General features: G+C 62.8%; 15 protein-coding genes. 10 read left to right on the plus strand and 5 right to left on the minus strand.

Annotated features, from left to right (window positions below):
* The 5 genes from JQ566_RS08025 to JQ566_RS08045 all read left to right on the plus strand — a co-directional run bounded on the left by JQ566_RS08025 (window position 1) and on the right by JQ566_RS08045 (window position 4,801).
* Window positions 1–855 carry a CheR family methyltransferase gene (locus JQ566_RS08025; protein ID WP_212371722.1) on the plus strand — a complete coding sequence of 285 codons (855 nt, stop codon included), beginning with the start codon at window positions 1–3 and terminating at the stop codon, window positions 853–855.
* Window positions 856–871: 16 nt separating this feature from the next.
* Complete coding sequence (locus JQ566_RS08030; RefSeq protein ID WP_212371723.1) at window positions 872–1,963, plus strand: protein-glutamate methylesterase/protein-glutamine glutaminase; 1,092 nt, start codon at window positions 872–874, stop codon at window positions 1,961–1,963.
* A gap of 5 nt (window positions 1,964–1,968) precedes the next feature.
* Window positions 1,969–3,696, plus strand: a complete 1,728-nt coding sequence (locus JQ566_RS08035) for a chemotaxis protein (RefSeq protein ID WP_212371724.1) — start codon at window positions 1,969–1,971, stop codon at window positions 3,694–3,696.
* Between the two features lie 151 nt (window positions 3,697–3,847).
* Window positions 3,848–4,291 carry a hypothetical protein gene (locus JQ566_RS08040; protein WP_212371725.1) on the plus strand — a complete coding sequence of 148 codons (444 nt, stop codon included), beginning with the start codon at window positions 3,848–3,850 and terminating at the stop codon, window positions 4,289–4,291.
* A gap of 225 nt (window positions 4,292–4,516) precedes the next feature.
* Window positions 4,517–4,801, plus strand: a complete 285-nt coding sequence (locus JQ566_RS08045) for a hypothetical protein (protein WP_212371726.1) — start codon at window positions 4,517–4,519, stop codon at window positions 4,799–4,801.
* A gap of 37 nt (window positions 4,802–4,838) precedes the next feature.
* Here JQ566_RS08045 and JQ566_RS08050 read toward each other — a convergent pair whose 3' ends face one another.
* Together JQ566_RS08050 and JQ566_RS34820 are read right to left on the minus strand one after the other, a co-directional pair.
* Entirely contained in the window at window positions 4,839–5,204 is a 366-nt protein-coding gene (locus JQ566_RS08050; RefSeq protein WP_212372123.1) for a VanZ family protein, read from the minus strand.
* 798 nt (window positions 5,205–6,002) lie between these two features.
* Window positions 6,003–6,134: a hypothetical protein gene (locus JQ566_RS34820; protein WP_283814337.1), complete on the minus strand. Its 132-nt coding sequence runs from the start codon at window positions 6,132–6,134 to the stop codon at window positions 6,003–6,005.
* A 1,092-nt stretch (window positions 6,135–7,226) separates the two neighbouring features.
* Here JQ566_RS34820 and JQ566_RS08055 point away from each other — a divergent pair.
* The 3 genes from JQ566_RS08055 (at window position 7,227) to JQ566_RS08065 (ending at window position 8,390) form a co-directional block, all read left to right on the plus strand.
* Complete coding sequence (locus tag JQ566_RS08055) at window positions 7,227–7,517, plus strand: hypothetical protein (protein WP_212371727.1); 291 nt, start codon at window positions 7,227–7,229, stop codon at window positions 7,515–7,517.
* 41 nt (window positions 7,518–7,558) lie between these two features.
* Window positions 7,559–7,975, plus strand: a complete 417-nt coding sequence (locus tag JQ566_RS08060; protein ID WP_212371728.1) for a hypothetical protein — start codon at window positions 7,559–7,561, stop codon at window positions 7,973–7,975.
* Between the two features lie 181 nt (window positions 7,976–8,156).
* On the plus strand, window positions 8,157–8,390 hold the full coding sequence (locus JQ566_RS08065) for a hypothetical protein (protein WP_249139326.1): 234 nt from the start codon (window positions 8,157–8,159) through the stop codon (window positions 8,388–8,390).
* Between the two features lie 17 nt (window positions 8,391–8,407).
* Here JQ566_RS08065 and JQ566_RS08070 read toward each other — a convergent pair whose 3' ends face one another.
* On the minus strand, window positions 8,408–9,589 hold the full coding sequence (locus JQ566_RS08070; protein ID WP_212371729.1) for a hypothetical protein: 1,182 nt from the start codon (window positions 9,587–9,589) through the stop codon (window positions 8,408–8,410).
* A gap of 186 nt (window positions 9,590–9,775) precedes the next feature.
* On the opposite strand from JQ566_RS08070, the gene JQ566_RS08075 reads away from it, so the two are divergent.
* Window positions 9,776–10,024 carry a hypothetical protein gene (locus JQ566_RS08075; RefSeq protein WP_212371730.1) on the plus strand — a complete coding sequence of 83 codons (249 nt, stop codon included), beginning with the start codon at window positions 9,776–9,778 and terminating at the stop codon, window positions 10,022–10,024.
* Window positions 10,025–10,608: 584 nt separating this feature from the next.
* Here the strand turns inward: JQ566_RS08075 and JQ566_RS08080 are convergent.
* Entirely contained in the window at window positions 10,609–10,986 is a 378-nt protein-coding gene (locus JQ566_RS08080; RefSeq protein ID WP_212371731.1) for a hypothetical protein, read from the minus strand.
* A 426-nt stretch (window positions 10,987–11,412) separates the two neighbouring features.
* On the opposite strand from JQ566_RS08080, the gene JQ566_RS08085 reads away from it, so the two are divergent.
* The gene (locus tag JQ566_RS08085) at window positions 11,413–11,790 is read left to right on the plus strand and encodes a hypothetical protein (protein WP_212371732.1); all 378 of its coding nucleotides are present in this window, start codon (window positions 11,413–11,415) and stop codon (window positions 11,788–11,790) included.
* Between the two features lies 1 nt (window position 11,791).
* Here JQ566_RS08085 and JQ566_RS08090 read toward each other — a convergent pair whose 3' ends face one another.
* Window positions 11,792–12,454, minus strand: a complete 663-nt coding sequence (locus tag JQ566_RS08090; protein WP_212371733.1) for a hypothetical protein — start codon at window positions 12,452–12,454, stop codon at window positions 11,792–11,794.
* Between the last annotated feature and the right edge of the window lie 29 nt (window positions 12,455–12,483).

Genomic DNA, 12,483 nt, shown 5'->3' on the forward strand with positions numbered 1-12,483 from the left:
ATGATGCCCGCCATACAGGACACGGCCGTGCATCTGTCCGAGCGCCACTTCCGGGCCATCGCCGAATTGATCGAGAGCCAGGTCGGCATCAAGCTGCCGCGGGGCAAGCGGCTGATGCTGGAGGGGCGGCTGCACAAGCGCGTGCGCGCGCTGAGCTTCTCCGGCCTCAATGAATATGTCGAGAACCTGTTCGAGGCGGATCATTTCGACACCGAGCTGACGCATCTCATCGATGTGGTGACGACCAACAAGACCGACTTCTTCCGCGAGCCGCAGCACTTCACTTTCATGCGCGAAGTTGCGATTCCCGCCCTGCTGAAAGCACATGGACGCAAGAACGCGAACCTGAAGATCTGGAGCTCGGCGAGCTCCACCGGCATGGAGGCCTACACCACCGCGATGGTGCTGGACGACATGATGCGGAGCGGCTCGCGCTTCCAGTACCGCATCCTCGGGACCGACATCTCGACCGCGGTGCTGCGCCTTGCCAGGACGGCGATCTACAGCCGCGACGTGCTCGCCCCGGTGCCGGAGCAATTCATAAAGCGATATTTCTCGTCATCGCGGGACAAGTCGCGCGGCGAGGTGCGGATCGTACCCGAGTTACGGCGCATGACACACTTCATGAGGATGAACCTCATGGACAAGTCCTATCCCGTCGATCGCGACGTCGATATCATCTTCTGCCGCAACGTCCTGATCTATTTCGAGCGCGAGACCCAGCGCAAGGTGGTCGAGCAATTGTGCAGCCATCTGCGTCCGGGCGGCTATCTGCTGGTCGGGCATTCGGAATCGATGATTCACAGTGCCGTGCCCGGGCTGAAGCAGGTTCAGCCAACCATCTTCCAGGTCTAGCCGGAGCGCAACCAGAATGCCGAGGGAGAAAGTTCGCGTGCTGATCGTGGACGATTCGGCGTCGGTGCGCCAAATCCTGCTGACGATCTTGAGTGAAGACCCTGATATCGAGGTGATGGCGACCGCGTCCGATCCGTTCGTGGCGGCCAAGCGGCTCGAGAAGGAGTTGCCCAATGTCATCATTCTCGATCTCGAAATGCCGCGCATGGACGGCATGACCTTCCTGCGCAAGATCATGGCGCAGCATCCGATTCCGGTGATCATCTGCTCCTCGCTGACCGAGGAGGGCTCGAACGTGATGTTCGAGGCGTTCGAGGCGGGCGCGGTCGACATCGTGCCGAAGCCGAAGATCGACACGCGGCAGGCGCTGCTCGAATGCTCCACGCGGTTGCGTGAGGCCGTGAAGTCGGCCGCCCGCGCCCGGGTGCGCCCGCGTGCGGAGCGTCGCGCCGTCGAGAAGAAGCTGACCGCCGACGCCATCATCCCGCCGCCGGTGCAGGGCAGGGTGCGGCCGACCACGGAGCGCATCGTGTGCATCGGCTCGTCGACGGGCGGCACCGAAGCGCTCAACGACGTGCTGGAGATGCTGCCGGCCCACTGTCCGCCGCTTGTCATCGTCCAGCACATGCCGGCGGGCTTTACCGCCGCTTTTGCCAGGCGGCTCGACGGCATCTGCCAGATCAGGGTCAAGGAGGCCGAGGACGGTGAGCCGGTGCTGCCGGGCTGCGCCTATATCGCGCCCGGCGCCCGTCACATGCTGCTCCAGCGCATCGGCCTGCGCTACCAGATCGCGATCAAGGATGGGCCGCCGGTGTCGCGGCATCGCCCCTCGGTCGACGTGTTGTTTCGCTCGGCTGCCCAGCATGCCGGCGCCAACGCGCTCGGCGTGATCATGACCGGCATGGGCGATGACGGCGCGCGCGGAATGCTGGAGATGAAGAAGCTCGGCGCCGCGACGCGGGCGCAGGATGAAGAGAGCTGCGTGGTGTTCGGCATGCCCAGGGAAGCCATCGCCCATGGCGGCGTCGAGAAGGTCGTGTCGCTGCACCACATCCCGCGCGAGATCATGCTCTGGTATCAGGCCGGGCATCCAGCGGTGGCAGGTTGATGGCAATGGCGCTCATTCCGGCCAATGCGCTCACCGAGGCCATCGCAGGGATCGAGGACGTCTCCTCGCGCATCGAGGACGTGTTCGCGCGCGTCGGCCACGAGCTCGGACGCGGGCATCTCATCTTCAAGGAGCTGAACCAGGGCCTTGCAACGCTCTCCTCGGAACTCTCAGGTGCGGAGATCGAGGGGGCCGCGACCGCGCTCCAGGAGATCGCCGCGCGGCTCGGCGACCTCGCGCAGGCGCTGCCGGCCGAGACCGCCCTGCTTGAGACGATCGGCAAGAGCACGGCGGAGGCATCTGCTCTGCTCAAGCCGCTGTTCAAGCACATCCAGATGATCACCATCATCGCCCGCAGCGCGCGGATCGAGGCGGCCTCGCTCGACGGCGACCGCGGGGGCTTTCTCGCCTTCACGCAGGAGGCCTACGATCTCGGCAAGGCCGTGCAGGGCGCGATCGAGGGCTGCGCGCGGGATCAGCAGCGCCTGTCCGAGGCGGTCGCCACCGCATTCGGCCGGCAGAAGGAGTTCGAGAGCCGCTACCGCAATCAACTGGCGGCGGAGAGCGTCGAGCTCGGCTCCGCCTATTCCGGATTGCACGATCAGCGCAGCAACGGCAGCCATCTCGCCGATCTCGCGAGTTCCAGCACCAGGAAGATCGCCGAGGCGGTGGGCAGCGCGATCATCTCCCTGCAGGCCGGTGACAGCACGCGTCAGCGTCTCGAGCATGTCTCGCACGGCCTCACGCTCGCCTCGGGACCCGCCCCGAGCCTCGTTCCCGAGCCTGTCGCGAGCGACGACGGCGCGCGCACGATTTGCCAATTGCAGGCGGCCCAGCTCAGAGATGCCCAGCGCGAATTCGGCGGCGACATCGGGCAGATCGTTGCTGCGCTGACCGCCATCCTGCGCGAAGCGGGCAGTGTCGTCGGCCACGGCCGCACCCTGTTCGGCGGTGAGAACGACGGCTCGTCATCGTTCCTGGCGCGCATCAAGCAGACGCTGGCGCACGCCTCGACCATGATTGCGAGCTGCGAGGGCGCCGGCCGCTCGGTGGACGAGGCGCTCGCGATCGTCGAGGACACGCTGACGAAATTCCGCCAGGCGATCGCCGGGCTGGCCGAGGCGACAGTCGACATCACGCTGATCGGAATGAATGCGGGCCTCAAGGCAAGCCATCTCGGCAGCCGCGGCAGCGCTTTCGTCGTCATCGCCAACGAGCTCAAGGCCACCGCCGACCAGGTCTCGGCGGGGGCGGGGCGTCTGAGGCCCGTGCTCGACGGCATCGAGCGCTCGGCCGGGAAACTGAAGGAGCTCCGCGTGCAGGGCGATCCGACGCAGCTCGCCAAGCTCGAACCGCAGATTCTCCAGGCGCTGCGCGAGGTCGAGGCCGGCAATGAACGGCTCGGCAAGCTGATGAGCCGGCTCGTCGACGAAGGTGCGGAATTCGAGGGACTCATGAATTCGGCGCAAGGCCTGATGACCACGCTCGGCGAAGGCTCGACGGCATTGCCTGCGGTCGCGGCGCGGCTCGAGACCGCGAGCGCGGGTGCGCAGAAGCCGCGGCCGCAAGCGCAGGACGAAGCGATGCTCGACGAGCTGTTTGCGCGCTACACGATGGAGCGCGAGCGCGACGTCCACCGGGAATTCCTGCAAACGCTCGGGCTGACGTCGGCTGCCGCCACGCGCCGGGTCGAGGCAGTCGAGACCGCGGACGACGGCATAGAATTGTTTTGATGTCGCTGCGGGCGTCGCCTCGTGCGCCCGCAGAAATTTGACGGATTGACTTTGCAGGGCGTTAACCGTGGCGGAACGCTCGCCGCGGCGATCATTGTCGCGCCTCACTGTTCGTTGCAAATACGCATGGAATTCATGGGTGGATGCTTCCATGCTGAAAGAGGGCAAATACGCGGCGTGGTTCAGAACCGCACAAGCGCAAGGCACCGGTATCGTGCATCTGGCCCAGGGTCGGATCTCGGGCAGTGACAGCTTCTTCACCTATGGCGGCTCCTACCAGTTCGATGACGAGCAGCGTTTCACGGCCGTTCTGACCACACGGCGACATGCCGACGGTCCGCCGACGGTGTTCGGGCTCGACGAAGTCGAGGTCGAACTCTCCGGCGTGTATAGCGGTGCGATGGCGACCTGTTCGGGCACGGCTCGCGAAGCGCCCGAGGTGAGGTTCGAGGCGACGCTGATCTACAGCCAGGAGGACGCGCCGGCTGCCGACGCCCGGTGCGCGGTCGTGAAGCTCAATGCCGACAAGCTGCCCAAGAAGCCCGACGGCCGTTCCCGGCCGCGGCATCCGTTCCCGGCTGGCTCACCCAAGTAAAGCCGGAACGACAACAATCCGCGTCCGCCCGCGCTCGCGCCTGAGGCGCGATGAGATCTTTGTTTGAGCATGATCTCTTCGGAAAACCGCTTCACACTTTTCCGGATCATGCTCTGGTGCCACGATTAGCATTGCATTGACGTTGTTGTCTCGAATTCGCGCTGCAGCAACTCTGCCTTTAGAAGCGAGGGCTAGTCTTCGGCCGATCTAGCGTGGTGGAAGAACATGCCTCAAATCTGGATGACATACGACGAGCTCGGCGCGCTTTGCGGCTGCGGTGCAACGGAGGCCCGGGAGCGTGCCATCCATTTGTCGCTCGATCGTCGGAAGAGCCGCGACGGCGCGACGCGCGTCAAACTCGATCTGGCGCTGACGGCCAAATTCTTTGCATCGGTTCGTGAAGCGGATCTCGATCTCGATTGCGCCATTGAAGCGCTGCACAACACCCATCGGCGGATGGCCGAGCTCCTGGCTCCCTCCGAACTCCACAACAGGCGTGGGGTGGCTTGAGCCGGCGCGGCATCTCGCCGAAGAGATGCTGGCCGTTTCAGGACGGTGGTCTGGGCAGGAACGCCAAGATCATCTGGGCGAGCATGACGCCCACGGTGCCCCCCGCCGCCTTCTGTAAAACGTCGAGGAAGCCCGGATCGCGGTCGGGTATGAAGGCTTGCATGAACTCCAGCCCCATGGCGACGGCTATGACGAGAGAGCAAGCCAAACCGAGCCGTCCGGGCAGCAGGAAGGAAAGCAGGAAGCCGAGCAGCCCATAGGCGCTGAAGCGCTCAATCACGACGACCCAATAGGCCTCGTGATGCCCCATGAGCGCGGGTCTTCCCGACAGCTTCGCCAGGGTGGCATAGACGATCAGCGCAAGACAGATGCTCGCGGCTGCAATGAGGTGGTTCCTGCGCATGGCGCCAACATACAAGGTTGGTCGCCGGTCAGGATCGAAAGCCGAAAATATCGTTAAAGGCCCTGTTGTCGTCGAAGGCCTTGCTCGCACGAGCCTGTCGTCAAGGTGATACGTTCGGGCGGCTCAGGAGAGTAGAACTTCTTCCCGACGGTCAGGCCGCCAAAGCCGTGTCGCCGGAGACCGCCGCGTCTGACTGCCTCACGCGGCGCGACTCGACGAGCTCATCGAATCCGGCGGGAGGCAGGGCGACGCAATGAAATAATTCTGGCCCTCGCAAGCGGAAGTTTGGTCGCAACAGTCTGATCCGGTTCAGGCGAAATCAGGCGAGGCTTCGAGCAAGGCTTTAGGCAAGGCTTGGAGATTGATCCTAGCCAGCGGGGGCCAAGATAGGCTTTAACGGAGACCGGCCCGGAAGGCCTGCCCGAGCGATGGCCTGACCAATGGTCCGGCGGCCCGGGGATAGAAACGAGCATGGAAAGTTGAGCAGTATGATCAGGACGTTAAGCCTCCTCCTCCTGGCATTGGCTGTCGGGACCTCTGTGGCCTCGGCGCAGGGGACCAAAGACACGCCATCGGGCACGCAGCCCACTTCCGCGACCCGCAGCGGCACAGGCACGAATTCCGGGTCGGACAGCATGGGTGGCGCGTTCAAGGGAACGGGGACGCCGAATTACGGCACCAGCCCGGGGATGGGCTCCCAGAAGAAGTCGCACAACTAGTTGAGCAGGCTAGATCACCGGACGGGACGCTCAATCAATGCTCGCCGCCTGCATGCGGCGAGCGTTGCCGTTTTTGCAGTCAGGTTTTCTTCGCCGCCTTCGACTTCAACGAAAGACCAAGGCGCAACGCCATGCGCTTGATCGCATCAGGCGAGCGCCCGAGAGCTTTCGCCGCTTGTTCCAGCGAGGCTGAAGACTTGGCCAACTCCATGAGCCGGCGGTCCTCTTTGAACGACCAGGGCCTGCGCGCCATAACCGAAATGTTCCTCTCGTCGACACAACGACAAAGCCGCCCAGCGGACCCATGTTCGCTCGACGGCTTTGCTTGGGTGGGGCCGGGCTTGGGGGAGCCCGGTGCGAGAGATGGATAAGCAATCGCTGAGACTTCGCAACAAACAACGCGGATTAAGCTAACCTCTCAACCTTACCGGGACGAAGTTGGTGCAGGGCGCTCCGTATAACCACGGATGTCTCGTCCGCCGTGTCGTCGCGAAGCCGCCATGCGTTCGAAAACATGTCGGAAGCATATCGTGCAGATCGCAGCTCGGCCCGGCCACGGCGCGTTCAGCCGCTTCGTTTGAGCCTGCTCGCCGAAGTGAACGGGGGTTAACATCGCCGGCTGGATATCGCTCTCGAACAATGAGAGATTTCGTCATCCTCTGGGGACTTGGCTTTCGCGACGACCAAACATCGGGCAACACGTTGCACAAACTTCATGTTCGTCTGACAAAAGTTTCAGCGCCGATGATCTTGAAGTCGTCGCAGCATCACGTTGAAATGGACCGGGAGGAGCGTTCCGAAAATTGGGAACATTCCAAATGTTTGCAGTTCTGGTTTTGATTTCGATTTTTGCAGCTGGCTTTTGCTGTGGCTATGGTGTGCGGGCGTGGCGCTCGCGCAAGCGATCGGCGCGATATCGTCTTTATGCGCCCTACACGCCGGCATCGACGGGAGCCAGGCAAAGCGAGCATCCATCGTAGTGGCAGAACCATGGGCGCGATGTTGAGCTGGAGCAGATCTTGGCTTGCGGTCGGTCGGATAACCATGTGCAGTTAGGTTAACATGGTGCGCTCCTTGAGAGCTTCGGCAAGGCAACCTAAAAGGCAACCTAAACGTATCAGTTCATGGCGAGAGTTTAGCCGCCTCGATATTTTTCGCGGCTCGCATAGGTGGGCGTGAATGGCGTATTTGATTGCGTTGCTGGGCGCGACTTTCGTCCTCATTTTGATCGCATTTGTTCGTACCTTTGATCGGCGGCCGAAGGATCTTCCGGGCCCCTGGATCCTGAACGAGGGCCATTCGAATGACTGATCCAAGGCACAACGCGCCCCGCAGATATTTCGTCGACGCCCAGGGGCATCGTGTTCTGATCGGCCTGTCTCCGGAAGAGACGGCAGAGTTCGAGGCGCTCGATCTTGCGCCGAACGAGACAGTGCAATTCGCATCCGAGATCTGCGTGAGCGAAGGAACTGCTGCCACGCACGAAACTCGCTGGGTCGAGCTCTATTCCAAGCACGAAGGAGCCTGGCGGACGTGGATCGCACAAAACCAGGCAGGACGGGCGCAGGATTTAGGCTTTGTTAACTATGTCTGACCGATGGTAGCCGCCTGGATCTCGAATGTGGGATGGCCCAGATGTTTCAGCTGTTCCTGAGAGCGCGCGCACACAATCTTCTCGGCTCCCGCCGCGAGGACAAAGGCTTCAAAGCCCGCTCCGTCGAGCGCGATGCGGAGACCGACCGCGTGCGGATCGGTGCCGTCGTGGCGGCGATCGAAACAGCGTTGCAGGAGGCGGAGAGGGAGCAGGCCGGGCTCAACCGGCGTGTTGACGATGCGCTTGCGCGTGCGTCCGTCACCTTCGGAAACGGCACCGATGAATATCTCGAGCGGGAAGCGCTCGATAATTATCATCAGGATCTCTTCGCGGCCGACATCTCGAACGGCCAGCGACGGCTCAAGGAACTGGCCAGCACCATTGCCCACTTGAAGTTCGTCAAGACCGCAATGCTCACGCGTTTCCCGGATTTCAAGCCGCCGCAGCTCAACAGCTAGTAGCGGGGATCTTGCTGCGCGCTCTGCGGCACACAGGGCAGGCCACGTGACAATCCAGCACCGCTTTGCCGTTGGGCGCTTCCATCCTTTTTGATATGCTTCCGGTAAGAAGTCCCGGATTTGAAGGAGCGAAGAGGTGCCGGTCAAGAATTTGCGGACATTGGTTGGATTGGCATGTGTCTTGATCCTGGCGGCGCCGGCGACGGCCTCGGCCATCACCGTCGAGGTGGCGCGCGCATGCGACGCGGCGGTGGCCAAGGCCTTTCCGCCCAGACAAATCGGCAATCCCGCGGCCGGGAGCGCCAAGGGAACGGGCAAGGATCAGCGCGAATACTTCCAGAAATGTGTCGCCAACAACGGCAAGGTCGACGACATGCCGGCGGACGCGCCAAAGGACAACAAGCCGGCCAAATAGGAAACGGGGAGGCTGCGCTAGCGTCGGGGCGGCGGGCAGGGCGAGTAGAACGCGCCGTTGGCCGCATTGATGCGTTCGACGCATTGATTGGGATCGGTGATCGTTCCAGCCACGGTGAAGTCGTAGCCCATGCCCTTGACGACGACGATGTAGCGGCCGGGCGCGAGCGTAAAGCCGTCTTGCTCCGGCTGGAGCAATAGCATCCTCGACTGGTCTTCGATCGGACCTACCTTGTAGGGGTAGGACATGCTGCGGATGACCCAGGAATCGCCGGCGCTGACCATGGAGGCTTTCCCGGTGGCATCGACGCCCATGGCACGGGAGACTTTCGCGACCACCCGAACTTCGGTCCCGCTTGCATCGACACCCCCGTCGGGCCTGAAGACGATGAATTTGATATCGCCGTCCGGCAATGTGGTCACGCTCGGCGTGTTGATGGCGGCGGAGATCGCGACGCGCCGGTCCGGGATTTTTCCAGGTACCGGCTTGAGCTCATGGAGCTGACCCTCGCTCAAGGCGTAGACGCCGAACGTCGTCGGCAATGGCATCGAGGGGTGCGCAGCTGGCCCCGGCTCCTTTGAGCTGTCAGGCGTTCGTTCGACGGTCTCGCCCACCGAGGGAGTCGGGATCGCGGTTGGTTGAGGCTCCGGACTCTTCGGCGCACGCTCGGACGGCGGCGCCACCTGCGACAATGCGGCCAGTTGTGTCTTCAGCCGTGGCCAATAGACGACCGCGGTACTGGCGCCCGCCATGACCAGGAGGATGGCGGTCAGTCGAACGAGAGAATTGAAGGCGCCGCTCCGTTTGGGTTGGTCGAGCGATCTCGGCGGTGTGGCAGGATGGCGCGGCGCCTCGGCAGCCGTCGGAATGGGCGGAGGAACAGGGACGTTGACCGCCGGAGAATTCGCCGCGGAGGCTGCGGCAGCCTTTGGCGGTGAGGATGTTCCGCTTCGTTCAAAGGACTGCTCGACCTCCCCAATGGCGCGTTCGAGGACTTGCTGGAGCGCTCGCGCTTCCCGCGCATCGGCGTGGGTGAATTGTTCCAGAAGCTTGATACGCGCCAACTCGTACACGACATCCCGCATCTGCCCGGGGTCGTCGGAGATTTCGCGGATCCGCTCTGTCAGCAGGCGGACAAGTCCGGCCTTGATCTCTTGCGCCGTCGAGGCGTTGGCTGCTGTGTCGCCGGGCTCCGTCATCAAGGCCGATCAACTAGCCCGGATAGTGCTGTTTCGCTAGGCTTTTTCACCCGAATCCTGTTGGCCAAACGGCGGACTGCTCCGATGGGGCCGACCTGCAAAGGTCCTGCGCGATCGTCTCGAAGAGCTTGCTTTTGGTCAGAAACCTGTGACATTTCGCCCAGCTCCTCTTTCCGGTGTTCGACCATGCGCGGCATTTTGACAGCAATCATGTTCTCGGCCTTTCTGGTTCAGTCTGCTTCTGCGCAAGGGACCAAGGATCAGGCCAACACCACCAGCTCCAGCATCGTGACGACATCCGATAAGAAGAAGCAGACCACCCAGGCTGCCTCGCGGCCCACCGCTGTCCGGAATGTGACTACGGGGAGCCTTCCGGCCGGACGGGCGGCCCAAGGCGTCTGGAGGGATGGCAAGCTGATCGCGGTGCCTCGCTGAGGTCACCCGTGCCTCGGTGGGGTCACGCAACGAACCGTGATGCCGCCGTGAAGGAACGGTGGTCGCCTCCCTGACGTTCTTACTCGGGAGATCTCGCATGAAACGATTAGTCTTGATCACACTCGCGCTTGTCGTGTCTGCTGCCAGCGCCTGGGCCCAGGGCGTCAATGACCCCTCGTCGCCCAATCGTAACGTGATCATCGTCAACCCGTCGCAGCCCGCGCCCCCCAACGCGACGCCGAATATTCCGAGCCGGATCGAACCTCCCGTGACGACTTACGGACGGGCCCGGCCCTATCGCGGGAACACAACGCGGGGCAGCGGGTCGAGCCGTCGCTATTAGAGCGGAATGGCCTCAGGGTGAATCGATTGCCGCTCGTTCACCTCTCCCGCTTGCGGGAGAGGTCGGCGCGAAGCGCCGGGTGAGGGCTTTCTCCTCTTGGGGATTGTCCCATTGCGGAAGCACCCTCTCCCCAACCCTCTCCCGCAAGCGGGAGAGGGAGCGCACCTCCGTCGTTGCAGCGATCAAGCCTCATCTCATCATCATGCTTTAGTCGCGCTGAACACCAAGATTGCAGGCCGAATTATTGCGGATTGACCTCGACCTCCAGGGTCGATGTCCCTGCAGCGTGACGGTTCTTGCCCGAGATCAGCAGCGTGAACTTGTCGGAGCCGCGCGCCTCGTTTTCTGCCGAATAGCGGAAGCCGGACCCGACCACCGCCAATTGTCCCCGTGATGGCCCGCTCACGACCGATACCTTGAAGATCTGCATGTACGACCAACGCAGTCCCTGGATGCAGTCGGCTCCAGGGGCGATCGACATCGTCCATTTCACCGTATCGTGCGACAAGGCGAACGGGGTCCGTTCCTTGATGCAGAGAGGACTGGCGTGAGCCACGAACCCAGGCATGGCGGACGCCGCAACGGCAACACCTAACAGCAATACCGGTCTTGCACGCATCCTCGGTAACTCCACGAGCGGATGCCGAAACTTAGCAGCAATGACCTAATGCGGTCTTAGAACGGAGCTGTTTGCCCTCAAGACCGATCATACGACGCGGATCTCAGGTACACCAATCATCCGGTCGACCTTTCCCTAATCATGTCATCCTACCCCTGTTTTGCCCGACGGATCAAATCGAATTTCGGGAAAGTCGTAACCCATTGATTTGGCTGGTGCCGGCTACTGTGCATGGGGTTGTTTTTCGTATTTTTTTGAGGGGACGGCCCCGCGCTCTTAAAATGTTGCAATTGGCAACCGCATAAGCTGAAGTTGCGGCGGCCTCGCTGCTGCTCGGCCCACTTGGGAGTCGTCGGAGTGCGATCCACTCGCCGCAGGTCCGTATCAGATCGCTGGATATCGGGGCGCGCGCCGGTTAAGGCGACCGTGGCCGCCGCTTTCGGATTGGCCCTCTATGCCTGTCCGCTTCCCTGCCTCGCTCAGACCGAGCCGGAGCCGTCCGTCAGTGACTATCTTCCACCAAGCGAGCCGGAAATTTCGCGCGACGAATGGCGGCAGCGGATCGAGGACGCACGGCGCCGCGCCAAGGAGGTTGCGCGCGAGCGGCGGGAGCATCCGGAGCCCTACAAGCCGATTCCGGAAGATCCGGACCTTGTCGCGACCGAACGTCTCCTCCGCGACGACAGCCTGCAGCGAGGCGACATCGTCGCGACCAAGAAAGGCATGTTCGTCTACCAGGGGCGATCCGACCAACCGCGCCGCGATCAGGACTTTGTGCCGGTCAATCCGAAATCGGTGCGCTGAGTTAGTACCGCCGCAAGATCTCGTTGAATTTGGGATCGGTCACTTTCGTCGTCTCGAGCAGCAGCGACTTGCCTTGCGGCGTTGCCTGCACATAGGCCGCGATCAGCAGAGGCTCGTAACGCGAACGATTGGCCAGCGCCGACCGGATGTCGGATTGCGCCAGCAGCTTGATTTCTTCGTCGGCTGCAGCGGCGCTCGAGGTCACGGTCTGGACGCGAGAGAAGGCAACGTCGATCGGCACCGACCCGGTCAAATAGGACATCTTCACCGCCGGCGTGACCGCCTCGCCGGCCTGGGCCTGTAGCGTGCCGAGCGTGAGCCACAGCGCGGGCCGGATCGGTGAGACTTTCAAGGCGGCCACGACCGCGGCCTGGACCGTCTTGTTCTCGCTGGCCCTTCCGCCTGCGTCGATCGACGGACGGTGAAGAATGTCAGCGGCCATCGCCGCCGCATAATTCGCCAGCAGATCGCCATCCCATGAGAAAGATGCCAGGCCGCCAGCGGCCGCCAGCCTGGCCTTATCGGGCGGAATCTCGCCCGAGAACAAGTCGCCGGCGCGAAAGCTCGGTCGTACGAGATCGCCGTAGAACGCCATGCCGGCGTGAAGCGCCAGCACGGTCGCGGTGCAGATGCCGATGACGCGAAGCAGGTTGATGCGGGTCATGGAGGAATTGACGAGGCTATTGCGGCGAG

The organism is Bradyrhizobium sp. SZCCT0231, from assembly GCF_018130245.1.
GTDB classification, from domain to species: Bacteria; Pseudomonadota; Alphaproteobacteria; order Rhizobiales; family Xanthobacteraceae; genus Bradyrhizobium; species Bradyrhizobium japonicum_F.

Excerpts from the sequence above, each read along its gene's own strand:
- JQ566_RS08035 (WP_212371724.1), top strand. The coding sequence starts at position 1,969 with ATGGCGCTCATTCCGGCCAATGCGCTCACCGAGGCCATCGCAGGGATC.
- JQ566_RS08070 (WP_212371729.1), bottom strand. The coding sequence starts at position 9,589 with ATGACGGAGCCCGGCGACACAGCAGCCAACGCCTCGACGGCGCAAGAG.
- JQ566_RS08045 (WP_212371726.1), top strand. The coding sequence starts at position 4,517 with ATGCCTCAAATCTGGATGACATACGACGAGCTCGGCGCGCTTTGCGGC.
- JQ566_RS08030 (WP_212371723.1), top strand. The coding sequence starts at position 872 with ATGCCGAGGGAGAAAGTTCGCGTGCTGATCGTGGACGATTCGGCGTCG.
- JQ566_RS34820 (WP_283814337.1), bottom strand. The coding sequence starts at position 6,134 with ATGGAGTTGGCCAAGTCTTCAGCCTCGCTGGAACAAGCGGCGAAAGCT.
- JQ566_RS08090 (WP_212371733.1), bottom strand. The coding sequence starts at position 12,454 with ATGACCCGCATCAACCTGCTTCGCGTCATCGGCATCTGCACCGCGACC.
- JQ566_RS08080 (WP_212371731.1), bottom strand. The coding sequence starts at position 10,986 with ATGCGTGCAAGACCGGTATTGCTGTTAGGTGTTGCCGTTGCGGCGTCC.
- JQ566_RS08075 (WP_212371730.1), top strand. The coding sequence starts at position 9,776 with ATGCGCGGCATTTTGACAGCAATCATGTTCTCGGCCTTTCTGGTTCAG.
- JQ566_RS08025 (WP_212371722.1), top strand. The coding sequence starts at position 1 with ATGATGCCCGCCATACAGGACACGGCCGTGCATCTGTCCGAGCGCCAC.
- JQ566_RS08040 (WP_212371725.1), top strand. The coding sequence starts at position 3,848 with ATGCTGAAAGAGGGCAAATACGCGGCGTGGTTCAGAACCGCACAAGCG.
- JQ566_RS08055 (WP_212371727.1), top strand. The coding sequence starts at position 7,227 with ATGACTGATCCAAGGCACAACGCGCCCCGCAGATATTTCGTCGACGCC.
- JQ566_RS08060 (WP_212371728.1), top strand. The coding sequence starts at position 7,559 with ATGTTTCAGCTGTTCCTGAGAGCGCGCGCACACAATCTTCTCGGCTCC.
- JQ566_RS08050 (WP_212372123.1), bottom strand. The coding sequence starts at position 5,204 with ATGCGCAGGAACCACCTCATTGCAGCCGCGAGCATCTGTCTTGCGCTG.